Origin of the sequence: Paracoccus sp. 08 (assembly GCF_024105395.1) — a bacterium.
In the GTDB taxonomy this organism is placed as follows: Bacteria; Pseudomonadota; Alphaproteobacteria; order Rhodobacterales; family Rhodobacteraceae; genus Paracoccus; species Paracoccus marcusii.
The window spans coordinates 264,835-286,957 of the sequence record NZ_WEKR01000064.1 but is presented as its reverse complement, the minus strand read 5'-3'; the positions used below and the strand labels follow the sequence as shown (position 1 = coordinate 286,957).

General features: G+C 67.5%; 23 protein-coding genes. 5 read left to right on the top strand and 18 right to left on the bottom strand.

Translation table 11 applies throughout. The features are described 5' to 3' along the window. Window positions 1-10: 10 nt before the first annotated feature. The 5 genes from mmsB to GBO37_RS15380 all read right to left on the bottom strand — a co-directional run bounded on the left by mmsB (window position 11) and on the right by GBO37_RS15380 (window position 5,854). Window positions 11-880 carry a 3-hydroxyisobutyrate dehydrogenase gene (mmsB, locus tag GBO37_RS15400; RefSeq protein WP_252929916.1) on the bottom strand — a complete coding sequence of 290 codons (870 nt, stop codon included), beginning with the start codon at window positions 878-880 and terminating at the stop codon, window positions 11-13. Beyond that, window positions 877-1,884, bottom strand: a complete 1,008-nt coding sequence (locus GBO37_RS15395) for an enoyl-CoA hydratase/isomerase family protein (protein WP_252929915.1) — start codon at window positions 1,882-1,884, stop codon at window positions 877-879. Before GBO37_RS15395 ends, mmsB begins: the two co-directional genes overlap by 4 nt. A gap of 1 nt (window position 1,885) precedes the next feature. Beyond that, window positions 1,886-3,031, bottom strand: coding sequence for an acyl-CoA dehydrogenase family protein (locus GBO37_RS15390; protein WP_252929914.1), 1,146 nt, complete (start codon window positions 3,029-3,031; stop codon window positions 1,886-1,888). Window positions 3,032-3,106: 75 nt separating this feature from the next. After that, window positions 3,107-4,237, bottom strand: a complete 1,131-nt coding sequence (locus GBO37_RS15385) for a carboxylate-amine ligase (RefSeq protein WP_252929913.1) — start codon at window positions 4,235-4,237, stop codon at window positions 3,107-3,109. Between the two features lie 117 nt (window positions 4,238-4,354). Next, window positions 4,355-5,854, bottom strand: a complete 1,500-nt coding sequence (locus tag GBO37_RS15380) for a CoA-acylating methylmalonate-semialdehyde dehydrogenase (RefSeq protein WP_252929912.1) — start codon at window positions 5,852-5,854, stop codon at window positions 4,355-4,357. Between the two features lie 100 nt (window positions 5,855-5,954). On the opposite strand from GBO37_RS15380, the gene GBO37_RS15375 reads away from it, so the two are divergent. From GBO37_RS15375 to coaD, 3 genes are all read left to right on the top strand, one after another. Then, entirely contained in the window at window positions 5,955-6,866 is a 912-nt protein-coding gene (locus GBO37_RS15375) for a LysR family transcriptional regulator (protein WP_252929911.1), read from the top strand. Window positions 6,867-6,921: 55 nt separating this feature from the next. After that, entirely contained in the window at window positions 6,922-7,383 is a 462-nt protein-coding gene (locus GBO37_RS15370) for a CBS domain-containing protein (RefSeq protein WP_045981159.1), read from the top strand. 91 nt (window positions 7,384-7,474) lie between these two features. Then, on the top strand, window positions 7,475-7,966 hold the full coding sequence (gene coaD, locus GBO37_RS15365) for a pantetheine-phosphate adenylyltransferase (RefSeq protein ID WP_045999505.1): 492 nt from the start codon (window positions 7,475-7,477) through the stop codon (window positions 7,964-7,966). Here the strand turns inward: coaD and GBO37_RS15360 are convergent. The 9 genes from GBO37_RS15360 to pyrC all read right to left on the bottom strand — a co-directional run bounded on the left by GBO37_RS15360 (window position 7,963) and on the right by pyrC (window position 17,034). Continuing rightward, window positions 7,963-8,679 (bottom strand): SDR family oxidoreductase, encoded by a 717-nt coding sequence (locus tag GBO37_RS15360; protein ID WP_252929966.1) that lies wholly within the window; start codon window positions 8,677-8,679, stop codon window positions 7,963-7,965. The genes coaD and GBO37_RS15360 overlap by 4 nt on opposite strands. Window positions 8,680-8,841: 162 nt before the next feature. Continuing rightward, the gene (locus tag GBO37_RS15355; RefSeq protein ID WP_045981162.1) at window positions 8,842-9,324 is read right to left on the bottom strand and encodes a polymer-forming cytoskeletal protein; all 483 of its coding nucleotides are present in this window, start codon (window positions 9,322-9,324) and stop codon (window positions 8,842-8,844) included. Continuing rightward, window positions 9,314-10,594 (bottom strand): DUF5930 domain-containing protein, encoded by a 1,281-nt coding sequence (locus GBO37_RS15350; protein WP_371927600.1) that lies wholly within the window; start codon window positions 10,592-10,594, stop codon window positions 9,314-9,316. Before GBO37_RS15350 ends, GBO37_RS15355 begins: the two co-directional genes overlap by 11 nt. A 194-nt stretch (window positions 10,595-10,788) precedes the next feature. After that, window positions 10,789-11,946, bottom strand: a complete 1,158-nt coding sequence (locus GBO37_RS15345) for a short-chain fatty acyl-CoA regulator family protein (protein WP_252929909.1) — start codon at window positions 11,944-11,946, stop codon at window positions 10,789-10,791. Between the two features lie 60 nt (window positions 11,947-12,006). Then, a complete protein-coding gene (locus GBO37_RS15340) occupies window positions 12,007-13,194 on the bottom strand; it encodes a multidrug effflux MFS transporter (protein ID WP_045981165.1) in 1,188 nt (395 codons plus the stop codon). A 174-nt stretch (window positions 13,195-13,368) separates the two neighbouring features. Then, window positions 13,369-13,719: a DMT family protein gene (locus GBO37_RS15335; RefSeq protein WP_045981166.1), complete on the bottom strand. Its 351-nt coding sequence runs from the start codon at window positions 13,717-13,719 to the stop codon at window positions 13,369-13,371. A 4-nt stretch (window positions 13,720-13,723) separates the two neighbouring features. Continuing rightward, window positions 13,724-15,226, bottom strand: coding sequence for a replicative DNA helicase (locus GBO37_RS15330; protein ID WP_084693681.1), 1,503 nt, complete (start codon window positions 15,224-15,226; stop codon window positions 13,724-13,726). A gap of 96 nt (window positions 15,227-15,322) precedes the next feature. After that, window positions 15,323-15,994, bottom strand: coding sequence for an orotate phosphoribosyltransferase (locus GBO37_RS15325; RefSeq protein WP_252929908.1), 672 nt, complete (start codon window positions 15,992-15,994; stop codon window positions 15,323-15,325). Then, a complete protein-coding gene (gene pyrC, locus GBO37_RS15320) occupies window positions 15,991-17,034 on the bottom strand; it encodes a dihydroorotase (protein ID WP_252929907.1) in 1,044 nt (347 codons plus the stop codon). Before pyrC ends, GBO37_RS15325 begins: the two co-directional genes overlap by 4 nt. Window positions 17,035-17,191: 157 nt before the next feature. Between pyrC and GBO37_RS15315 the strand changes: the two genes are divergently transcribed. Next, window positions 17,192-17,509 (top strand): antibiotic ABC transporter, encoded by a 318-nt coding sequence (locus tag GBO37_RS15315; RefSeq protein ID WP_232303263.1) that lies wholly within the window; start codon window positions 17,192-17,194, stop codon window positions 17,507-17,509. 63 nt (window positions 17,510-17,572) lie between these two features. Beyond that, entirely contained in the window at window positions 17,573-18,325 is a 753-nt protein-coding gene (locus GBO37_RS15310) for an SDR family oxidoreductase (RefSeq protein ID WP_045981169.1), read from the top strand. Window positions 18,326-18,390: 65 nt separating this feature from the next. Here GBO37_RS15310 and gap read toward each other — a convergent pair whose 3' ends face one another. The 4 genes from gap to purB form a co-directional block, all read right to left on the bottom strand. Further along, complete coding sequence (gap, locus tag GBO37_RS15305) at window positions 18,391-19,392, bottom strand: type I glyceraldehyde-3-phosphate dehydrogenase (RefSeq protein WP_045981170.1); 1,002 nt, start codon at window positions 19,390-19,392, stop codon at window positions 18,391-18,393. 91 nt (window positions 19,393-19,483) lie between these two features. After that, window positions 19,484-19,627: a hypothetical protein gene (locus tag GBO37_RS15300; protein WP_045981171.1), complete on the bottom strand. Its 144-nt coding sequence runs from the start codon at window positions 19,625-19,627 to the stop codon at window positions 19,484-19,486. A gap of 53 nt (window positions 19,628-19,680) precedes the next feature. Beyond that, window positions 19,681-20,691, bottom strand: a complete 1,011-nt coding sequence (locus GBO37_RS15295) for a FliG C-terminal domain-containing protein (protein WP_252929906.1) — start codon at window positions 20,689-20,691, stop codon at window positions 19,681-19,683. Between the two features lie 73 nt (window positions 20,692-20,764). Further along, window positions 20,765-22,078 carry an adenylosuccinate lyase gene (purB, locus tag GBO37_RS15290; RefSeq protein ID WP_045999497.1) on the bottom strand — a complete coding sequence of 438 codons (1,314 nt, stop codon included), beginning with the start codon at window positions 22,076-22,078 and terminating at the stop codon, window positions 20,765-20,767. Window positions 22,079-22,123 lie beyond the last annotated feature (45 nt).

Here is a 22,123-nt window from a genome sequence, read left to right as displayed (position 1 = left end):
CCCGTTCCGATCAACTGTTCCGCGCCGTAAATCGGGGCAGCATGGCCGAAAAATCCTGTCCCCGGCCGTCTTCGCGGGTGACGAAGTCGTCATATTGTTGATGCGCCAACGCCCCCATCGGGGTCTGCGCGCCGACCGATTCGGCCGCCTGCTGGGACAGGCCAAGATCCTTGAGCATCAGTTCGGCGGCAAAGCCGGGCTTGTAGCCGTTGTCCGCGGGGCTGACAGGGCCCACGCCCGGCGCCGGGCAGTAGGCGTTCATCGACCAGCTATAGCCCGAACTGGTCGACACGACGTCGAACATCTTCTGGCGGTCCAGCCCCAGCTTGTCGGCCAAGGCAAAGGCTTCGCAGGTGGCGATCATGGTGACGCCCAGGATCATGTTGTTGCATATCTTGGCCGCCTGTCCGGCGCCGATGTCGCCGCAATGGACGGCCTTCTGGCCCATGACCGCGAACAGCGGCTGGACGGTGGCGAAATCGGCTTCGGCGCCACCCACCATGAAGGTCAGGGTGCCAGCCTGTGCGCCGCCGGTGCCGCCCGAGACGGGCGCGTCCAGCGCACCCAGCCCCGCTGCGCGGGCCGCCTGCGCCACGTCGCGTGCGCTGTCCACGTCGACGGTGGAACAGTCGCACAGGACCGCGCCCTGCTGCATGGCGGGGATGATCTGGTCGGCCACGTCGCGCAGGATCTGGCCATTGGGCAGCATGGTGAAGACAACATCCGCGCCCGACACCGCCTTGGTCGCGCTGGCGGCGAGGGTCACGCCCGCGGGGGCGGGGGCCGCGGTGTCGAAACCCGTGACCTGATGGCCCGCGGCAGCCAAGTTGGCGGCCATGGGCGCGCCCATGTTGCCCAGTCCGATGAAGCCGATCTTCATTCTGCAGTCTCCCATTGCAGTTCGTCATCCCCAAGCGGGGCCAGCATCGCGCGCAGCGTGTCATCGGACGCGTCGCGGCGCCAGACGGGCTTGCGATCCTTATCGATGATCTGGGCGCGCACGCCCTCCAGGAAATCGCTTTCGGCCGTGGCGCGGGCGGTAAAGCGGTATTCGCGAGACAGCGACTGCTGCATGCAATCGTCGCCGCGGGCCGCACGCACCATCGCCAGCCCCGCCGCCATCGACAGCGGCGAATTGCGCCGCAGCGCCTCCAGCGATTCGTCGTCGCCCGCCTCCTGCAACGCGGCGGTGATATCGGCCAGGGTGCGGCCACCAAAGGCGGACAGGTCGCGCCGGTCCAGCGTCGCCGCGGGGGCAGGGTGGCCGCGCAGGCCGGTCACGTCGCCGCTGTCCTCCAGCATGGCGATCAGGCCCGGCCAGTCCGCTTCGGGAATGTACATGTCCGCAAAGCCGGCATGGATCGCGTCGCCTGCCGTCATCCGACCACCGGTCATCGCCAGGTATTCACCGATCCGCCCCGGCGCGCGACCCAGCAGCCAGGTGCCGCCCACGTCGGGGATCAGGCCGATGCCGCTTTCGGGCATCGCGATGCGCGTCGTGTCGCCGACGATCCGGTGGCTGGCATGACCGCCCACCCCCACGCCGCCGCCCATGACGAACCCTTGCATGAAAGCCACGATGGGCTTGGAAAAATCGGCGATGGCCGCGTTCATGCGGTATTCGTCGCGAAAGAAGTCGCGCCCGACCTGGTGATCGCCCTCGCGGCCCGCGTGATAGACGGCGGCGATGTCGCCCCCGGCGCAGAAGGCGCGGTCCCCTTCGGCATCGATGATGACCAGCGCGACCGCAGGATCGTCGCGCCAGCCGTCCAAAGCGTCGTGGATGGCGCGGGCCATGGCATGGGTCAGGGCGTTCAGCGCCTTGGGCCGAGTGAAGGTGATGCGCCCGGCGCGCCCGGCGGTGCGGATGGTCAGGTCGTCCATGTCAGGCCCTTTCCGCCAATAGGGCGCGGCTGATGATCAGGCGCATGATCTCGTTCGTGCCCTCCAGGATCTGGTGGACGCGCAGGTCGCGCACGATCTTCTCGATGCCGTAATCGGCCAGATAGCCGTATCCGCCATGGAGCTGCAGGCATTGGTTGGCGACCTCGAAGGCGCGGTCGGTGACGTGCAGTTTCGCCATGGCGCAGAACTTGGTCGCGTCCGGCGCGCCCTGATCCAGCTTCCACGCCGCCTGGCGCAGGAAGATGCGGGCCGATTGCAGGGCGGTCTCCATTTCGGCCAGGCGGAACTGCAGGGCCTGGAACTGGTCCAGCGATTTGCCGAAGGCCTTGCGGTCGCCCATATAGGCCAGCGTCCGGTCCAGCGCCGATTGCGCACCGCCCAGGGCGGCTGCGGCGATGTTCAGGCGCCCGCCGTCCAGCCCGGCCATGGCATAGCTGAAGCCGCGGCCCTCCTCGCCCAGCAGGTTGTCGGCGGGCAGGATGCAGTCGTCGAACTGGACCTGGGTCGTAGGCTGGGACCGCCAGCCCATCTTGTCCTCAAGCCCCCCGAAGGAGAGGCCCGGCGTGCCGTTTTCGACGATGACGGTGCTGATGCCCTTGGGGCCGTCGCCGCCGCTGCGGACCATGGCGACATAGACGTCGTTGTAGCCGCCGCCGCTGATGAAGGCCTTGGTCCCGTTCAGCCGCCAGCCCTGATTGTCACGGTCGGCGCGGGTGCGGAGCGCGGCCGCGTCGGACCCGGACCCCGGTTCGGTCAGGCAATAGCTGAAGATGCGGGTCATCGAACACAGGTCGGGCAACCAGCGGTCGCGGGCCTGATCGGTGCCGAACTTGTCGATCATGCCGCCGCACATGTTGTGGATCGACAGGAAGGACGCGACCGAGGGACAGGCCATCGACAGCGCCTCGAAGACCAGCGTGCCGTCCAGACGGGAAAGCCCCGTGCCGCCGTGATCCTCGGAGACGAAGATGCCGCCCAGGCCCAGGGCCGCCACGTCGGGCCAGAGGTCGCGCGGGATGGTGCCCTGACGTTCCCAGTCCTGCGCATGGGGCGCGATGCGGTCGGCCCCGAAATCGCGGGCCATGTCGAAGATGGCCTGCTGTTCCTCGGTCAGTGCGAAATCCATCGGCAGCCCCTCCCCGGACCGGTCTGAATTGAACAGGTGTTTAATTGCCAGATGTTGCGACAGTGTTGCAAGCGGTTACAGGTCGCGGGTGAACTCCTGCACAAGATGGCGGGTGACGGCGCGCAAGGCGTCGTCGCGGTCGGCCCCGGCCTGGCGCGCGCGGGCATGGACGGCGCACTGCGCTTCGGCCGCCGTGCCATGCGCCACCATGTCTCGCAGGCGGGCGACGTGGGGCTGACAGTTCAGCGCGTCGGCATCCTGCGCGATCAGGCCCAGCCAGTCGTCGGCGATCTGGTCGAACGGAATGATCCGCCCGGCACCAAAGTCGATCAGCCCCTCGGTCGTGCCATAGCGCAGCGCGCGCCAGCGGTTCTCGGCCAGCAGGAAGGGCTCGTACTGCCGCCAGCGCTGATTGCCGCGCGACAGGCGCCACAACATGCGCAAGGTGGTCTGGATCAGGGCAGCCAGGGTCAGCGCATCCTCGATCCGCGGGCAGGCGTCGCAGATGCGGGTCTCCAGCGTGGGGTATTTGCTGCTGGGGCGCAGGTCCCACCAGATCTTGCTGCTGTCCTCGATGATGCCCAGGTCGGTCAGGGCCTGGACCGAGCGTTCGAATTCGTCCCAGCTGCCCATCTGCGGCGGCAGGCCGGTGCGGGGCATGTCGCCGAAGACCGTGGTGCGGTACGAGGCAAGGCCCGAATCCTCGCCCATCCAGAAGGGGCTGGAGGCGGACAAGGCCAGCAGATGCGGCAGGAAATAGGCCAGCTGGTTCATCAGGTCGATGCGCTGCGCGGGGTCGGGGATGCCCACATGGACATGCATGCCGCAGATCAGCATGCGCCGCGCCACGCCGCCCATGTCGCGCGACAGCTGGTTGTAGCGGTCCTTGTCGGTATGATCCTGTTCGCGCCAGTCGGCCTGCGGGTGGCAGGAGGCCGAGATGGGCGCCAGCCCATGTTCCGCGGCGCGCCGGGCGACGGTGCCGCGCAGGTGGCGCAGGTGATCGCCCGCGGCGCGGATGTCGGCGCTGACCGGGGTGCCGATCTCGACCTGGCAGCGCAGGAATTCGGGGCTGACCTGCTCGCCCAGATCGGCCGTGAGCGCCTGCATCAGCGCCTCGGGCGCCGCGGCCAGCTGCAGCGTGTCGGCATCGACGAGGAGATATTCCTCCTCGATGCCCAGGGTGAAGTCGGGATCAGTCGTCATGCGTCCGTCCTGGTTGCCACGACGCGCCGGGCTTGCGTCCCGCGAGGTGCCGGGGGGCTGGCTGCCCCCCGGACCCCCCGCGCAGCGCCCCCCGCATGGGGAAGGCCGGTTCCGGCGTCAGTCCATGGCCTTAAAGTTGAACTCTCCGCCTTCCTTGATCCCCGACGGCCAGCGCGCCGTCACGGTCTTGGTCCGCGTATAGAAGCGGAACGCATCGGGGCCGTGCTGGTTCAGGTCGCCGAAGCCCGATTTCTTCCAGCCGCCAAAGGTGTGATAGGCCAGCGGCACCGGGATCGGCACATTAATGCCCACCATGCCAATATTGATGCGGTTCGCGAAGTCGCGCGCCGTGTCGCCGTCGCGGGTATAGATCGCGGTGCCGTTGCCGTATTCGTGGTCGAGCGCCAGCTTGATCGCGTCCTCATAGGTCGCGGCGCGGACGGTGGAGAGGACCGGGCCGAAGATCTCGGTCTTGTAGATGTCCATGTCCGGGGTCACGCGGTCGAACAGGTGGGGTCCGACGAAGAAGCCGTCCTCATAGCCCTGAAGGTTGAAGTCGCGGCCGTCGACGACCAGCTCGGCGCCTTGATCCACGCCGGACTGCACCAGGCGCAGGATGTTCTCCTTGGCGGCCTTGGTCACGACCGGGCCGTAGTCGATGTCGTTGCCGGCGGTCCAGGGACCGACCTTCAGCCTTTCGACCCGCGGGATCAGCTTCTCGATCAGCGCGTCGGCGGTCTTCTCGCCCACCGGCACCGCGACCGAGATCGCCATGCAACGCTCGCCTGCCGCGCCGTAGCCCGCGCCGACCAGCGCGTCGGCGGCCTGGTCCAGGTCCGCGTCGGGCATGATGATCATGTGGTTCTTGGCACCGCCGAAGCACTGCGCGCGCTTGCCGGTCGCGGCGGCGCGTTCATAGATGTACTGCGCGATCGGGGTCGAGCCGACAAAGCCCACGGCCTGGATGACCTCGCTGTCCAGGATCGCGTCGACCGATTCCTTGTCGCCGTTCACCACCTGCAGCACGCCGTCGGGCAGGCCCGCCTCCTGCAGCAGCTTGGCCAGCATCAGCGGCACCGAGGGGTCACGCTCGGAGGGTTTCAGGATCATCGCATTGCCGGCGGACAGGGCCGGGCCCATCTTCCACAGCGGAATCATGGCCGGAAAGTTGAAGGGCGTGATGCCCGCGACCACGCCCAGGGGCTGGCGCATGGAGTACATGTCGATGCCGGGGCCGGCGCTGTCGGTGAACTCGCCCTTCAGCAGATGCGGCGCGCCGATGCAGAACTCGATCACCTCCAGCCCGCGCTGGATGTCGCCCTTGGCATCGGGAAAGGTCTTGCCGTGTTCGCTGGACAGGGCCTCGGCCAACTTGTCCATATCGCGGTTGATCAAGCCGACAAAGGCCATCATCACGCGGGCGCGGCGCTGCGGATTGGTGGCGCCCCATGCGATCTGGGCCTTGGCGGCGCGGGCGATGGCGTCGTCCATCTCGGCCTTGGTGATCAGCGACAGGCGGGCCTGAACCTCGCCCGTGGCGGGGTTGTAGACGTCGGAAAACCGGCCAGAGGTGCCCTTGTATTCCTTGCCGTCGATCCAGTGATGTATCTCTTTCATCGCGTCCTCCTGCAACTGTTGGGCGCAGCCTAGTCTTGCGGATTTGCGGAAGAAAGGGGAATGCTGGCAAAAGGGTTTTGCGTTTTTGCAAAGGGCGGCGATGGATTGGGATGATCTGCGCATCTTTCTGGCCGTCGCGCGGGCCGAAAGCCTGTCGGGCGCAGGGCGCAGGCTGGCGATGGACGCATCGACCGTCGGCCGCCGCATCGCGCGGCTGGAGGCGTCGATCGGAGCGGCGCTGTTTCTCAAGACGCCCGGCGGCTATCAGCTGACCGCCGAAGGGGCGCGCCTGATGGCCCCGGCCGAGGCCGCCGAACGCGCCGCCACCGCCGCAGCCGAGGCCGTCAGCGGGGATGCGGGCCTGTCGGGACAGCTGCGCATCGGGGCGCCCGACGGCTGCGCGAACTATCTGCTGCCGCAGGTCGCGCGCGNCCTGTGCGCCGCCCATCCGGGGCTGGAGATTCAGATCGTGGCCCTGCCGCGCGTCGTGAACCTGACCCGGCGCGAGGCCGACATGGCCATCGCCGTGTCGCCGCCCGACACGGGGCGGCTAATGGTCCAGCGGCTGGTCGACTATCACCTGCACCTGGCGGGGCATGACGATTACCTGTCGCGCCACCCGCCGCTGGACCGGCTGGAGGATCTGCGCGGGCATCGGATGATCAGCTATATCCCGGACATGATCTTCGACCGCGAGCTGGATTATCTGTCCGCGACGGGGGTCGAGGCGGCCCAGATCAGCAGCAATTCCGTGGCGGTCCAGATGCAGGCCGTGCGCGCCGGGGCGGGCCTTGGCATCGTGCATGATTTCGCGATCCCCTTTGCGCCGGGGGTGCGCCGCGTGCTGACCGGACGCATCGCGCTGAAGCGCAGCTTCTGGCTGATCCGGCATGCCGACGACCGCGCCTCGCGCCGGCTGACCCTGCTGGCAGAGGCGGTGGCCCAGGGCATCCGCACCGAGGTCGCCCGGCTGGAGGGGCAGCTTTCCGCGGCCCCCGATGGTCGCACTTGACGCGAACCGATTTGGCGAAAATGATGAAGGGGAACAAGTCCGAGGGAGGCCCGTGATGCTGGTCAAACAGTTGCTGTCGATGAAGTCCGACAATGCCAAGCCGTGGATCGATTCCGCGACGATCGTGACCATCGCGCCGACCACCACCCTGGGCGAGGCCGCGACGCTGCTGGCCGAAAAGCGCATCGGCGCGGTGGTCGTGTCCACCGATGGCCGGAGGCCCGAAGGCATCCTGTCCGAACGCGACATCGTCCGTCAGCTGGGCAAGCACGGACCCGACGTGCTGTCCCAGCCCGTCAGCGGCGTGATGACCACTCAGGTCCAGACCTGCACCACCGGAGAGGACGCGCTGACCATCCTGGAGCGCATGACCCAGGGGCGGTTCCGCCACATGCCGGTGGTGGACGGTCAGGGGGACATGCTGGGCGTGATCTCGATCGGCGATGCGGTCAGCGGGCGCCTGAAGGAACTGGCGGCCGAAAAGGAAGCCCTGACCGGGATGATCATGGGCAGCTGACGCATCGTCGCAGCCGTTCACGATCTTGCAATCCGGGGTCAAATGCGGTTTGCCTTGGGGTCAGGACCATGACCCCAAGGACGCGACATCCATGCGCATCGGCCTTTATCCCGGAACCTTCGATCCGATCACGCTTGGACATATCGACATCATCCAGCGCGCGATGGCGCTGGTCGACCGTCTGGTGATCGGCGTGGCGATCAACCGCGACAAGGGCCCGCTGTTCGACCTGGAGGCGCGCGTGGCCATGGTTCAGGCCGAATGCGACGCCATCGTCGCCAAGACCGGCGGAGAGATCGTCGTCCACCCGTTCGAGAACCTGCTGATCGACTGTGCGCGCGACGTGGGTGCCAGCATCATTGTGCGCGGCCTGCGCGCGGTGGCCGATTTCGAGTACGAATTCCAGATGGTCGGCATGAACCGTGCCCTGGACAGCAGCATCGAGACCGTCTTCATGATGGCCGACGCCCGGCGCCAGGCCATCGCCTCCAAGCTGGTCAAGGAGATCGCGCGCCTGGGCGGGGACGTGTCCAAATTCGTCACCCCCCCGGTCGCGGACGCGCTGCTGCGCCGCTATGGCTAGCCGCGCCCGATGAAGGGCATGTTGGTCGCCATCAGCGTCATGAACTGAACGTTCGCGCCCTGGGGCAGCGTGGCCATGTGCCAGACGGCATCGGCCACGGTGGCGACGTCGATCACCGGTTCGGCATCGGGATCGCGGGCGGCGGCCTCGCGCAGCAACTGCGTCGCGGCATTGCCCACGTCGATCTGGCCGCAGGCGATGTTCACCGCGCGCCCGTCCAGCGACAGGCTGCGCGTCAGGCCGGTCACGGCATGCTTGGACATCGTATAGGCGACGGAGCCCGCCCGCGGCGCATGGGCCGCGACCGAGCCGTTGTTGATGATCCGCCCGCCCTGGGGCGACTGCGCCCGCATCGCCGCAAAGGCCGCGCGCGCACAGAGGAACATGCCCGTCACATTGGTCGCGATCACGTCGCGGAAATCGTCCGGCGACAGATGGTCGGGATCGGCCAGCGGGGCGGCGCGTCCGGCATTGTTGAACAGGACATCCAGGCGGCCCCAGCTGCGGACGGCCTGCGCGAATGCCGCCTCGACTGCGGCGTCGTCGGTGATGTCGCAGGGCAGGACCAGCGCGCCGTCATGCCCGTCGGCGGTCTGGTGCAGGGGGTCGGGCCTGCGCCCGATCAGCCCCACGCGCCAGCCGCGATCCAGAAACAGCCGCGCCGTGGCCTGCCCGATGCCGCTGCCGGCGCCCGTGATCAGAATGCTTTTCATCATTTTCTCCCGTGATCGCCTATCCTGTGACGGGCGCGCCCGCATGCACATCCGTCGCTGTCCCGCGGTTCGGGCGCATTGGACCCGCATCGCAGGGGGACCGCAATCCATGAAAAAGGCCCGCGAAACGCGGGCCTTGTCGGGATCGGTGGCAGAGGCCGATCACTCGGTCGGCGGGGCCAGCTTCTTGGTGCCGCCGTTGTTCAGCGGGTCTTCCTGGCGCTGGACCGAGCCCTCGAAATGGGCGCCCGATTCGATGGCGATGGTCTTGTGGATGATGTCGCCCTCGACCCGCGCGGTGGCGGTCAGGCGGACCTTGAGGCCGCGCACGCGACCGATGACGCGGCCGTTGACGATGACGTCGTCGCCGACGATCTCGCCCTTGATGGTGGCGGTTTCGCCGATGGTCAACTGATGGGCGCGGATGTCGCCTTCGACCGTGCCCTCGATCTGGATATCGCCCTGCGTCTTGATGTTGCCCGTCACAGTCAGGTCGGCTGACAGGACCGAGGGTGCCACGCGCGCACGGGGTGCGGCGGCCGGTGCCTGCGCCTCGGGGGTGCTGCGCTCGGGCGCGACGGGGGCCGCCTGCGGGGCTGCGTCGGGGGTCGGGCGGGTCTCGGTCACGCGGGTCTTACTGAACATTGTCTGCTGCCTTGATGAAGCTCATCGGGTCCACGGCCCGACCGTTCATGCGCACTTCATAATGCAGATGCGGCCCGGTCGAGCGTCCGGTATTCCCCATATCACCGATCCGGTCGCCTTGCGACACCCGATCGCCAACTTTTACATGGATGCGGCTCAGGTGGGCATAGCGGGTCTCGGTGCCCAGCTCGTGGCGGATCTTGATCAGGTTGCCATAGGCGCCGCTGCGCCCGGCAAAGGTCACGACGCCGTCGCCCGTGACGTGGATCGGCGTGCCGACGGGACCGGCCATGTCGATGCCCTCGTGCATGCGACCCCACCGGCGGCCGAAGCCCGAGGTATAGCGGAAGTTGTCGGTGACCGGCATGGCCAGCGGCAGCTTCTCGATCGCGATGCGATAGGTGTTCATCTGCTCCAGGGTGACGATGATCTGGCGGGCCTTCAGTTCGGTGTCGGTCAGCGCCGCGTTGCCGCGGGTCGAATAGGACATCGGCGTCAGCGGTCCGCCCTGCCCGGAATAGCCGCTGCGGATGGTGCGCAGAACCTCGTCCGGGTTCATGCCGACATTGCGGAAGACCTCGTCCAGGGGGGCCACGGACACGGTCACGGCGTCCTCCAGCTGGGTCAGGATCTCGTCGTTGCGGGCCAGGATCTGGTCGCGCTCGACGGTCAGTTCCTGTGCGGTCAGCTTGGCGGCCTCGGCCTCCTCGACGGCCTCGGACCGCTGGTCGGCCGAACTGCGCAGCTCTCCCGACAGGATATCCAGCGCGACCGAGAATTCCTCGGTCCGGTCGGGGGCGGGGGTCGTGCCCGCATCGGCGGCGGCGACGGCGGTGTCGCGATCGGCCAGCGTGTCGCGCAGCGTGGACTGGACGGCAGCCAGGCCGGTCTCCATCTCGCGGCGGCTCTCCTCGGAGGAGAGGAGCTGCGACTGCATCTGCGAGACCTGGTCCAGCGCCACGGCAAAGCGCGACTGCGCGGCCAGCGCCTCGGCGGCGCGGGCGTCGCGTTCGGCCTGCAGCTCGGCCAGGCGCTCCTCGAAGGCGGCTTGGCTGCGCTGGATCTGTTCGCGGGTGTTGCCCGAACTGACGGCGTCGATGACCAGGAAGGAACTGGCCACCAGCGTCCATCCGAAGACCAGCGTGATGCCGCTGATGCCGACCATCTGGGTCACGGGGCGCAGGCGGACAAAGCGTGTCGTATCATCCGAGCGGAGGAAAAGGCGTTGCTCCGGCAGCCACTTTTCCAGCGACCCGTTCAGTCGATCCATCACCGTCATTGTCAGATACTGTCCCTCGAAGGCACGCCGTTGTCAGCAGTTCGGCGGGTTGTTCCGTTCGGTCACGGGTAAACAGCAGCTGTGCCTTCTTGGCAACAAGACCCTACGGTCTGGTTCCCCGCATTGGCGGAACCCTGCCTTTATCGGCAAGGATCCGCCAATCGTGCAACCTGGGGGCGAGAAACCTAAGTGATTTCATAGGGCAGGGGGCCATCGCGATCCGCGGGGATTCGCAGCGGCCGGTCGATCGGCGGGACCGACCGCTGATGGCAGTCCGGGCGCGGGCAGATCCGGCACGAAATCCCGATGGGCTGATAGGCGCGCGGCTTGGTCAGGTCCAGCCCGTCGGCATAGACCAGCCCGCCCGCATGCGCGACCTCGACCCCCAACCCGATAGCAAATCGGCGGACCGGCGCGTTGAAGGCGCCCGCATGCTTCGAGACGTCGCGCGCCAGCAGCAGGTAGCGGACCCCGTCCGGAGTCTCTGCCAGCTGACGCAGGAAGCGGCCCGGCTGCTCGAACGCCTGATGGACGTTCCACAGCGGGCAGGCACCGCCAAAGCGGGCGAATTGCAAGCGGGTCGCGGAATGGCGCTTGGTGATCGTGCCCGCCTGATCGACGCGCACGAAGAAGAACGGCACCCCCTTGGCGCCCGGCCGCTGCAGCGTGGACAGCCGATGCGCGACCTGTTCCAGCGACGCGTCGAACAGGTGCGATAGCCGTTCCAGGTCATGGCGTTCGGCCTGGGCCGCGGCCATGAACGCGCGATAGGGCATCAGCGCGGCGCCGGCGAAATAGTTGGCCATGCCAAGGCGGGCGATCTGGCGGGCGGTGGGGCTGCGAAAGCGTGCCAGGTCCAGGGTCGCCTCCAGCAGGTCGGACTGGCGTTCCAGGGCGACCAGATGCAGCAGCTGGAACAGGCGGGTCGGCGCCTCGGCCGCGGCATTGACCAGCAGCCGGTCCAAGGCGGCCAGGCGTTCCTGGCCTTCGCGATGGGCGCGGTACAGGTCCAGGAAGGCGCGGGCCAGCACCGGGGCATTGGTCGCGGCCAGGCGCAGGTCGGCCAAAGGGGGTGCCGCATCGAACAGCGGGTCGGCCAGGGCCTCCTGCATGTCGATGACCATGCGCTCGGCATCGCCCGCGGCCAGAGTGGTCAGGTCAACGCCGAATTCCTGCGCCAGGCGCAGCAGGACGCCCGCGCTGATGGGACGGTGGTTGTTCTCCATCTGGGACAGATAGGGCAGGGACACGCCCAGCTTTTCGGCAAAGCGGCGTTGGGTCAGGGCGGCCCGGGCGCGGGTTTCGCGCAGCGCGCTGCCGGCATAGATCTTTTGTGTCGCCACGTCCCATCCCCCGTTTGCAAAGCCGGTTCTAGCGGTTGCAAAGGCGGTCGGGCAAGAGGTTCAGCCCTGCAGGGCCAGCTGACGTTCGCGGCGCAGCACCCAGGTGATCGCCAGCAACCCGCCCAGGGCGGAGGCGCACATGATCGCCAGCAGGGGCGTGGCGCCGCTGCCCGGTTGCAGCAGCGCGCCCGCCAGCGCCGAAAGCGCTGCGCCACCGGCCACGGCCAGGGCGCCGCCCAGGCCCGACGCGGTCCCGGCCAGTTCGGGGCGCACGCTCATCATGCCGGCATTGGCGTTGGGCAGGACCATGCCGTTGCCCAGCCCCATCAGCGCGATGGCGCCGAAGAAGACAAGCGGGTGCACCACGCCCGACAGGTCGACCAGCAGCGCGGCCGACAGCGCGACGAGGCAGATGACCGCGCCGATCAGGATCATCCGGTTCAGGCCCATGACCGGAGAGAAGCGCGCCGACAGGAAGTTGCCCAGCAGATACCCGATCGAGGGCGCCGCGAACCAGTAGCCCACCTGGGCGGGGGTCAGGCCGAAGACCTGTTCCCCGACGAAGGGCGCGCCGCCCAGATAGGCGAAGAACGCGCCCGACGACAGGGTCGCGGCCAGACAATAGCCCCAGAACCGGTGCGATCGGGCAAGGATCGGATAGTTGACCATCTGGGCGCGCAGGCTCATCCCGCCGCCACGGACGGTCTCGCCCATGTCGCGATAGGCCAGCGCCAGGACGGCGATGCCCAGAAGGCCCATGACGGCGAAGTTGGCCTGCCAGCCGAACAGCTCGTCCAGAACGCCACCAAAGACGGGGGCCATCATCGGCACGACGGCCATGCCCATCGTGACGTAGCCCAGCATCGAGGCGGCGCGATCACCGTCATAGAGGTCGCGGATCACGGCACGGGGGACCAGCATGCAGACGGTGATGACCGACTGCGCCAGCCGAAAGACCAGGAAGGTGGTGGCCGTGGTCGCCAGCAGCGTACCGATGGTGGCCAGCAGGAAGCCGATGAGCCCCCAGATGACCACGGGCCGGCGGCCAAAGCGGTCGCTGAGCGGGCCGCCCAGCAGCTGAAGGACCGCGCTGGCCCCGATATAGGCCGAGACCGACAGCTGCATCACGCCGTAATCGACCTGGAAATCGCGCGCCATGCCGGGCAGTGAGGGCAGGAACACGTTCATCGACAGCGCGGACACCCCGGACAGGGCGACGAGGGTCAGAAGATGGGGGGGCGTGCGCATGGTCGGACCTTTCGAGGGGCGGAATGCACGATCTGCAAAACCTCCGCGCGAAATCCATAGCGCGGCTGCGGGGGGATGCGCCAGATGGATTGCGTCCCGCGCAGCGAGCCGGGGGGCTGGCCCCCCGGCCCCCCCGCCGGCGGGGGCGGCGCCCCCTCCGGGCCACCCCCGCGATCAGCCGAAGTCGTGGAAGATGAACCAGGCGCCCAAGCAGATCAGGGAGAAGCCCACGCCGTGCTGCCAACCGATCCGTTCGCCCAGATAGACCCAGGAGAAGATCGCGAAGACCGAGAGGCTGATGACCTCTTGGATGGTCTTGAGCTGGGCGGCGCTGAAATAGCCGTAGCCGATGCGGTTCGCGGGCACCTGCATCAGGTATTCGAAGAAGGCGATGCCCCAGCTGATGAAGATCACCGTCACCAGGGGGGCGGTCTTGAACTTGAGGTGACCGTACCACGCGACGGTCATGAAGATGTTCGAGGCCAGCAGCAGGCCGATCGTGGCGACGGGAACCGGCAGGGTCATCGGATCAGTCCCACTGGCTCTGGCGGTCGCGGGCAAGGTTGCCGAAGCGGGTGAACTGGCCCTCGAAGGCCAGCTCGACCGTGCCGATGGGGCCGTGGCGCTGCTTGCCCAGGATCACCTCGGCCTTGCCATGGACGTTCTCCATCACCTGCTGCCAGCGGGCCATCGCGTCCAGGTCGCTGTCCGAGGGCTTTTCGCGTTCCTTGTAGTATTCCTCGCGGAACACGAACATCACGATGTCGGCGTCCTGCTCGATCGAGCCGGATTCGCGCAGGTCCGACAGCTGCGGGCGCTTGTCCTCGCGGTTCTCGACCTGGCGCGACAGCTGGGACAGGGCGATGACGGGGATGTTCAGCTCCTTGGCCACGGCCTTGAGGCCCTGGGTGATCTCGGACACCTCGTTCACGCGGCTGTCCTTGGCGGTCGCGGCCTTCAAGAGCTGAAGGTAGTCCACGATCAGCACGTCCAGCCCATGCGTGCGCTTCAGCTTTCGGGCGCGGGCGGCCAGCTGGTTGATGGGCAGGGCGGGCGTGTCGTCGATGAACAGCGGACAGTTCTGCAGCGCATGCGCGGCCTCGACGAAGCGGCGGAATTCGCCCTCGTCCATGTTGCCGCTGCGGATGCGCTCGGACGGCACCTCGGCGGCCTCGGACAGGATGCGGGCGGCCAGCTGTTCGGCCGACATCTCGAGGCTGAAGAAGCCGACGACGCCGCCCTCGATCGAGCCCTGGGTGCCGTCGGGCTTTTCGCCCAGCTTGTGAGACTTGGCGATGTTGAAGGCGATGTTGGTCGCCAGCGCGGTCTTGCCCATCGACGGGCGGCCGGCCAGGATGATCAGGTCCGAATTGTTCAGACCGCCCATCTTGCCGTCCAGGTCGATCAGCCCGGTGGAAATTCCCGACAGCTTGCCGTCGCGCTGATAGGCGGCGTTGGCCACCTGAACCGCGCCGGTCACGGCCTTGAGGAAGGACTGGAACCCGCGTTCGGCCACCCCGGCCTCGCCCAGCTTGTAGAGCGTCTGTTCCGCGGCCTTGATCTGCTCCTCGGCGTCGTCGCCGACTTCGACGGTGGCGGCGCGGGCGGCGATGTCCTGGCCCAGGGTCATCAACTCGCGCCGCAGGGCGAATTCGCGGATCATCTGGGCATAGTCGCGCGCGGCATAGGCGCTGATCGCCGCTGCCGCCATGCGCGCCAGATAGGCCGGGCCGCCCAGTTCCTTCAGGCCGTCGTCGTTTTCAAGGAAGGCCTTGATCGTGACGGGGCTGGCCAGCGCGTTGCGGCGGATGCGTTCGGCGCAGATGTCGAAGATGCGGGCATGGACCGGGTGATAGAAATGGTCCGACTTGATGATCTGGCTGACCCGGTCGAACACGTCGTTGTTGGTCAGCAGCGCGCCCAGCAACTGCTGCTCCGCCTCCAGCGAAAAGGGGATGGCCTGCTTGTCCTCGGGCCCGTCGGCCTGTCCGGGAACGATGAAATGCGCGCTGGTGACGGTGAGAGTGCTCATGGTCTGCCTGCCCCTTCGTTGGTTGCGGTCCAGATTAAACCGAAGCGGCCGGCCGCGTCATGGGGCCGGCCGCAGTTTGTTGGGGATAACCCCGGATCAGCCGTTTGCCGCCTGCCACGCGCGGGGGTCGGTCAGGAAGGCCTCGACCTCGGTCAGGGTCGCGTCGTCAAAGGCCCCCTGGGCGCGGGCTTCGGCCAGGACGTCCCACCAGGTGCACAGGTGATGCAGCGCCACGCCGTGATCGGCCAGCCGCTGCGTGGTCTTCGGAAAGATGCCATAGTAGAAGATCACCGCCGTATGCGCGCAGGTCGCGCCCGTCTCGCGGATCGCGTCGACAAAGGACAGCTTGCTGCCGCCGTCGGTGGTCAGATCCTCGACCAGCAGGACCCGCTGGCCCTCGGTCATCACGCCCTCGATCCGGGCGTTGCGGCCGTAACCCTTGGGCTTCTTGCGCACATAGGTCATCGGCAGACCCAAGCGTTCCGCGACCAGCGCGCCGAAGGGGATACCCGCGGTCTCACCGCCCGCGACGTTGTCGAAGGCCTCGAAGCCCGCGTCGCGCATGACGGTCGCTGCCATGAAATCCATCAGCGTGGCGCGGACGCGCGGAAAGCTGATGATGCGACGGCAATCGACATAGGTCGGCCCCTTGAGACCGGACGCATAGGTGAAGGGCTGGGCGGCGTTGAAGTCGACGGCCTTGATTTCCAGCAGCATCCGGGCGGTCAGGCGGGCGATCTCGTCGCGCGCGGGGAAGGTCAGGCTCATTGGTCCTCCAGATGCCAGAACAGCGGGAAACCGGGGTCGAAGACGGTGACGGTCTCGTCGCCCGCGGTGATCTGCGCCGGATAGTCGACGGCCGTGTCGCGGCGCGTCAGGGTGATGCGGTCCGCGTTCGGCGCCATGCGATAGAAGGCTGCGCCGTTCAGGCTGGTGAAGGCTTCCAGCCGGTCCAGAGCGCCGTCGTCCTGGAACACCTGCGCCAGGATCGACATGGTGTTCGGCGCCGTGAAGCAGCCCGCGCAGCCGCAGGGCTGCAACTTCGCCGCGTCTGTGTGCGGCGCGCTGTCGGTGCCCAGGAAGAACCGCGCATCTCCGCTGGTCGCGGCCTCGCGCAGCGCCAGGCGGTGGGATTCGCGTTTTGCGACCGGCAGGCAGTAGTAATGCGGCCGGATGCCCCCCGCCAGGATGGCATTGCGGTTGATGACCAGATGATGCGTCGTGATCGTCGCGCCCAGGTCGTCGCCGCCCGCGCGGGCGTAATCGACGCCCTGTGATGTCGTGATATGCTCCATCACCACGCGCAGGCCCGGCGTGCGGCGGCGCAGCGGGTCCAGGACCGTGTCGATGAACACGGCCTCGCGGTCGAAGATGTCGACGGACGGGTCGGTGACCTCTCCGTGCACGCACAGCGTCACGCCGGCCTCGGCCATCGCCTCCAGCACGGGCTGGACGCGGTCGAAATCGGTCACGCCCGATGCGCTGTTCGTGGTGGCACCCGCCGGATACAGCTTGACCGCGCGGATGATCCCGTCTCGGAACGCGCCCACGACATCGGTCGCGTCCGTCGTATCGGTCAGGTACAGCACCATCTGCGGGTCCAGCGCGGCACCCTGGGGCAGGGCGGCGCGGATGCGGTCGCGATAGGCGGCAGCCTGGGCGCCGGTCGTGACCGGCGGCACCAGATTGGGCATGATGATCGCGCGGCCGAATTGCGCGGAATGCGGCGCGACCGCGGCCAGCATCGCGCCGTCGCGCAGATGCAGGTGCCAGTCGTCCGGGCGGCGAAGGGTCAGCGTCTGTGTCATGAGGCTGCCTCTAACCACGGCAGCACCGTCTTGCCAAGCAGCCGCGTTCAGATTTCGGGAACCCTGTCCGAAAGTCGCGGTTGAGTGTCTGCGCCATGGGGCGCAATGTGGCTTTGCCGGGCAGTTCCTGTGATGGCAGCCGAAAGGACCCTCGCCGATGAACCCGATGATGCCGATGATTCTTCCCGCAGCCCAGGCCCGGCTTGCGTCCCAGTTCGCGCGGATCGCGATCGAATCGAACATGGTGATCGGGCTGCGCATGGCGGGGATGATGGGCCTGATGGTCCAGGCCCCCGGAGAGCCGTTCCGCATGGTCGCCGAAAAGCAGGCTGCGGTATCGGAATCGCTGTTTGCGATGGCCAGCGCGGGGATGCGTGGGCACAGCGCCGAACGCATGCTGTCGGCCGGCATGCGGCCCTACGCCCGACGGACCCGCGCGAATTCCCGGCGCCTGTCCGCGGTCAAGGCCGGCTGAGGCGGAACAAGCCGTGCATCCGCCCCGTTGGTCCCTAACGCAACATCGGGATGGAGCGGGCGGATGAAGACGGCACTGATCACCGGCGGCGCACAGGGCATCGGCAGGGGCATCGTCACCCGCCTGAGGTCCGACGGCTGGCGCGTCGCGGTCTTTGATCTGGATGCAGAGGCGCTGGACGAGATCGGCGCGGCCGATCCCGGCCTATTGGCCCTGCCCATCGATGTCGGCGACGAACGGCAGGTGGCGCAGGGGATGCTGGCCCTGCAGGGCTGGCTGAAGGGGGCAGGGCTGAACCTGGTGGTGTCGAATGCGGGCATCGCCGACCCGGTCAGCGGCCCCATCGAGGATCTGAGCCTTGAGGACTGGCAGCGGTGGCAGGACAGCCACGTGACCGGGGCCTTTCTGGTGATCCGCGCGACGGTGCCACTGCTGCGTCAGGCGCGGGGCAGCATCGTCACGATGGCATCGACCCGTGCGCTGCAATCGGAACCCGACACCGAGGCCTATGCCGCGGCAAAGGGCGCGTTGGTCGCGATGACCCATGCGCTGGCGGTCAGCCTGGGGCCCAAGGTGCGCGCGAACTGCATCCTGCCCGGCTGGATCGACACAGGGCCGTGGCAGAAGGCCGCGAACCGCAGCGATGCGGACCATTCCGACGCCGACCGCAATCAGCATCCCGTGGGCCGCGTCGGCCGGGTCGAAGATATCGCCGGGCTGGTCGCCTGGCTGGCCTCGGACGAGGCCGGGTTCGTGACGGGCCAGCGCTTTGTCGTCGATGGCGGCATGACGGTGCGGATGATCTATGCCGACTGAATGTGGCGTCTTGCCATGAAAAAGGGCCCCGCAACGGGGCCCTTTCCTTTGGCACGGCAGGGGTGTCAGATCAGTTTGCCCATCGCCACGGCCGTATCCGACATGCGGTTCGAGAAGCCCCATTCGTTGTCGTACCAGGTCAGGATGCGGACCATGCGGCCTTCCATGACCTTGGTTTGGTCCATGTGGAAGATCGACGAATGCGGGTCGTGGTTGAAGTCGGACGACACCAGCGATTCCTCGGTATAGCCCAGGACGCCCTTCAGCGGGCCGTCGGCGGCCGCCTTGATGGCACCGTTGATCTCGGCGACCGAGGTGTCGCGGCTGGCCTCGAACACCAGGTCCACGACCGAGACGTTGGGCGTCGGCACGCGGATGGCCACGCCGTCCAGCTTGCCCTTCAGTTCCGGCAGGACCAGCCCCACGGCCTTGGCGGCCCCGGTCGAGGTCGGGATCATCGACAGCGCCGCGGCGCGGGCGCGGTACAGGTCCTTGTGCATCGTGTCCAGCGTCGGCTGATCGCCGGTATAGCTGTGGATCGTGGTCATGAACCCGCGGTCGATGCCGATCGTGTCGTTCAGGACCTTCGCCACCGGCGACAGGCAGTTCGTCGTGCAGCTGGCGTTCGAGACGACCAGGTCGTCCTTGGTCAGCGTGTCGTGGTTCACGCCATAGACGATGGTCTTGTCCGCGTTCTCGCCCGGGGCCGAGATCAGGACGCGCTTGGCACCGGTGGACAGATGCGCCTGCACCTTCTCCTTGGAGGTGAACAGGCCCGTGCATTCCATGATCACGTCGACATCGCCCCAGGGCAGTTCGGCCGGGTTGCGGATCGCGGTGACCTTGATCGGGCCGCGGCCCACGTCGATGCTGTCGCCCGACACCGTGACCTGTGCCGGAAAGCGTCCGTGAACGCTGTCATAGCGCAGCAGGTGGGCGTTGGTCTCGACCGGGCCAAGATCGTTGATGGCGACGACCTCGATATCGGTGCGGCCCGATTCGATGATTGCGCGCAGGACGTTGCGACCGATCCGGCCGAAGCCGTTGATGGCGACCTTGACTGCCATGGGTATCCCTCTCGAGCAGGTGATGGTTGCCCGTGGTGTAGCGTGGCGGCAGGGGCGATGCAAATGCCGAAACGGGCAGCAGCCCCGCCCGTCAGCGCCAGAAGCTGAGATACTCTATCAACCGATCCATCGCCCGCGCGGCCATCAGCGGCAGGTGTCCGTCCAGCCACACATGGTCCACGGCAAAGGCCGCAGCGATCAGCAGCAGCAGGGCAATCGCGATCTGGTTGGTCATCTGCGCCTCCGGTCGCCGGGGTTATCGCGCGGGGACCTGCCCGCGCCAAGACCCTATTCGTCGTCCTGCGGCATCTTCAGGGTCAGCTGACCCGCCTCCTGCAGGCGGCGGATCGCGCTGATGACCTCGGTCATTGCCTCCTCGACATCCTTGGGGCGGGGCTTGCCCAAGGCCTCCCGCTCCTCGCGCAGGCCGTCGGACATGCGCTGCGACAGGTTCGACAGGATGAATTCCGCGGCAGCCGCATCGGCCTCGGCCGGCGCGGCCAGGGCGCGGACCAGCGTGGTCTGATCCAGTTCGCGGACGATCTTGGGCACCTCGCGAGGTTCGATCCGGGTGGGGATATGGGCAAAGATGAAGATCGCCTTGCGCACGCCATCCGCGAATTCCATGTCGCGTTCGTCCAGCGCGCCCAGCACGTCATCGCGCAGATCGGCGGTGGCAAAGTTCAGGATCGCGCCCATGCGGTCGCAGGCCGGCGTGGCGATGGCGGGCTTGGGCAGCGCCTCGGCCGCCTGCAGCAGCACCAGCCCGACCCGGCGCAGCGCCGCGGGCGTCACGCCCGAGGTCATCGACATCGCCTGCGCCACCACGCGCGCCCGGTCGCGGGGCAGGGCGATGAAGGTGGCCGATGCCGCCTCGACCGGCAGCTTGGACAGCATCAGCGCCACCAGTTCGACGGATTCGGCATTGGCCAGCGTGATCAGGGATTCCTTGGGAAGGTTGCACAGGCGCACCCAGGGGTCGGACTGCCCGGTGATCGCCGCAGTGCGCCGCAGCGCGTCAGAACTGTCGTCCGACAACCGTGCGCCCAGCATGGCCAGCGTGCCGTCCAGATCGCCCGGAAAGGTGACACCAACCGATTCCAGCCGGTCGCAGAATTCGGTGATGACGGCGTCGCGGGTGTTGCGGTCGATCAGCTCCATCCCCGCCATCTCCTGCGCCAGCAGGGTCTGGGCATTGGGGTTCAGGCGGTCCAGTCCCGCGACCTCGTCATCGTCCAGCAGAAGGCGCACGATCACCGCCGCCTTCTGCCGCTGGTTCAGCCCTGTCTGGCCCGTCATCGCCGCCTCCGTCATCGCATCCGACGGCAGATTGCCACGACAGCCTTAACGCAAGGTTGACGGCGACCCGAAATTACAGCGGGTCGGCGCCGAAGACGCGCGCAAAGATCGTATCGACATGCTTGGTGTGATAGCCCAGATCGAACTTCTCGTTGATCTCGTCCGGGGTGAGGGCGGCGGTCACCTCGGCATCGGCCAGCAGTTCGGTGCGGAAATCCGCGCCCTTTTCCCAGACCTTCATAGCGTTGCGCTGAACCAGGCGATAGCTGTCTTCGCGCGACACGCCGGCCTGCGTCAGGGCCAGCAGCACCCGCTGGGACATGACCAGACCCTTGAACTGGTTCATGTTGCGCAGCATGTTTTCTGGATAGATCACCAGCTTCTCGACCACGCCCGCCAGGCGGTGCAGCGCGAAATCCAGCGTGATGGTCGTGTCCGGCCCGATCGCGCGCTCGACCGAGGAATGGCTGATGTCGCGCTCGTGCCACAGGGCGACGTTCTCCATCGCAGGGATGACCGACATGCGCACCAGCCGCGCCAGACCGGTCAGGTTCTCGGTCAGGACGGGGTTGCGCTTGTGGGGCATCGCGGACGAGCCCTTCTGGCCGGGGCTAAAGAACTCCTCGGCCTCCAGAACCTCGGTGCGCTGCATGTGGCGGATCTCGATGGCGATGTTCTCGATGCTGGAGGCGATCACGCCCAGGGTGGCAAAGAACATCGCATGGCGGTCGCGCGGGATGACCTGGGTGCTGATCGGTTCGGGGCGCAGGCCCAGCTTCGCACAGACATGCTCCTCGACGGCGGGGTCGATATTGGCAAAGGTGCCGACCGCGCCGCTGATCGCGCCGGTGGCGATCTCCTCGCGCGCGGCCTGCAGGCGCGCGCGACCGCGGGCCATCTCGGCATAGAAGCGGGCGAAGGTCAGGCCCATGGTGGTCGGTTCGGCGTGGATGCCGTGGCTGCGGCCGATGCGGACGGTGTCCTTGTGTTCATGCGCGCGGGCCTTCAGCGCGGCCAAAACCCGGTCCATGCCCGCCAGCAGCAGGTCGCTGGCGCGGACCAGCTGCACGTTCAGCGTGGTGTCCAGCACGTCGCTGCTGGTCATGCCCTGGTGGACGAAACGCGCCTGGTCGGCGCCCACATGCTCGGCCAGATGCGTCAGGAAGGCGATGACGTCATGCTTGGTGACGGCCTCGATCTCGTCGATGCGGGCCACGTCGAACTGGACGTCGCGGGCCTTCCAGACGGCCTCGGCATTCTCGCGCGGGATCACGCCCAGATCGGCCTGCGCATCGCAGGCATGGGCCTCGATCTCGTACCAGATGCGGAACTTGGTCTCGGGGGACCAGATGGCGACCATTTCGGGGCGGCTGTAACGCGGGATCATGGCGGGCTCCTTTTGCTGGGTCGGGGCATAGCGGGGCAGGGGGGC

What these genes read in the sequence shown, in the direction of transcription:
- mmsB (WP_252929916.1), bottom strand. Translation starts at nt 880, where the DNA reads ATGAAGATCGGCTTCATCGGACTGGGCAACATGGGCGCGCCCATGGCC.
- GBO37_RS15395 (WP_252929915.1), bottom strand. Translation starts at nt 1,884, where the DNA reads ATGGACGACCTGACCATCCGCACCGCCGGGCGCGCCGGGCGCATCACC.
- GBO37_RS15390 (WP_252929914.1), bottom strand. Translation starts at nt 3,031, where the DNA reads ATGGATTTCGCACTGACCGAGGAACAGCAGGCCATCTTCGACATGGCC.
- GBO37_RS15385 (WP_252929913.1), bottom strand. Translation starts at nt 4,237, where the DNA reads ATGACGACTGATCCCGACTTCACCCTGGGCATCGAGGAGGAATATCTC.
- GBO37_RS15380 (WP_252929912.1), bottom strand. Translation starts at nt 5,854, where the DNA reads ATGAAAGAGATACATCACTGGATCGACGGCAAGGAATACAAGGGCACC.
- GBO37_RS15370 (WP_045981159.1), top strand. Translation starts at nt 6,922, where the DNA reads ATGCTGGTCAAACAGTTGCTGTCGATGAAGTCCGACAATGCCAAGCCG.
- coaD (WP_045999505.1), top strand. Translation starts at nt 7,475, where the DNA reads ATGCGCATCGGCCTTTATCCCGGAACCTTCGATCCGATCACGCTTGGA.
- GBO37_RS15360 (WP_252929966.1), bottom strand. Translation starts at nt 8,679, where the DNA reads ATGAAAAGCATTCTGATCACGGGCGCCGGCAGCGGCATCGGGCAGGCC.
- GBO37_RS15355 (WP_045981162.1), bottom strand. Translation starts at nt 9,324, where the DNA reads ATGTTCAGTAAGACCCGCGTGACCGAGACCCGCCCGACCCCCGACGCA.
- GBO37_RS15350 (WP_371927600.1), bottom strand. Translation starts at nt 10,594, where the DNA reads ATGGATCGACTGAACGGGTCGCTGGAAAAGTGGCTGCCGGAGCAACGC.
- GBO37_RS15340 (WP_045981165.1), bottom strand. Translation starts at nt 13,194, where the DNA reads ATGCGCACGCCCCCCCATCTTCTGACCCTCGTCGCCCTGTCCGGGGTG.
- GBO37_RS15335 (WP_045981166.1), bottom strand. Translation starts at nt 13,719, where the DNA reads ATGACCCTGCCGGTTCCCGTCGCCACGATCGGCCTGCTGCTGGCCTCG.
- GBO37_RS15330 (WP_084693681.1), bottom strand. Translation starts at nt 15,226, where the DNA reads ATGAGCACTCTCACCGTCACCAGCGCGCATTTCATCGTTCCCGGACAG.
- GBO37_RS15325 (WP_252929908.1), bottom strand. Translation starts at nt 15,994, where the DNA reads ATGAGCCTGACCTTCCCCGCGCGCGACGAGATCGCCCGCCTGACCGCC.
- pyrC (WP_252929907.1), bottom strand. Translation starts at nt 17,034, where the DNA reads ATGACACAGACGCTGACCCTTCGCCGCCCGGACGACTGGCACCTGCAT.
- GBO37_RS15315 (WP_232303263.1), top strand. Translation starts at nt 17,192, where the DNA reads ATGAACCCGATGATGCCGATGATTCTTCCCGCAGCCCAGGCCCGGCTT.
- GBO37_RS15310 (WP_045981169.1), top strand. Translation starts at nt 17,573, where the DNA reads ATGAAGACGGCACTGATCACCGGCGGCGCACAGGGCATCGGCAGGGGC.
- gap (WP_045981170.1), bottom strand. Translation starts at nt 19,392, where the DNA reads ATGGCAGTCAAGGTCGCCATCAACGGCTTCGGCCGGATCGGTCGCAAC.
- GBO37_RS15300 (WP_045981171.1), bottom strand. Translation starts at nt 19,627, where the DNA reads ATGACCAACCAGATCGCGATTGCCCTGCTGCTGCTGATCGCTGCGGCC.
- GBO37_RS15295 (WP_252929906.1), bottom strand. Translation starts at nt 20,691, where the DNA reads ATGACGGGCCAGACAGGGCTGAACCAGCGGCAGAAGGCGGCGGTGATC.
- purB (WP_045999497.1), bottom strand. Translation starts at nt 22,078, where the DNA reads ATGATCCCGCGTTACAGCCGCCCCGAAATGGTCGCCATCTGGTCCCCC.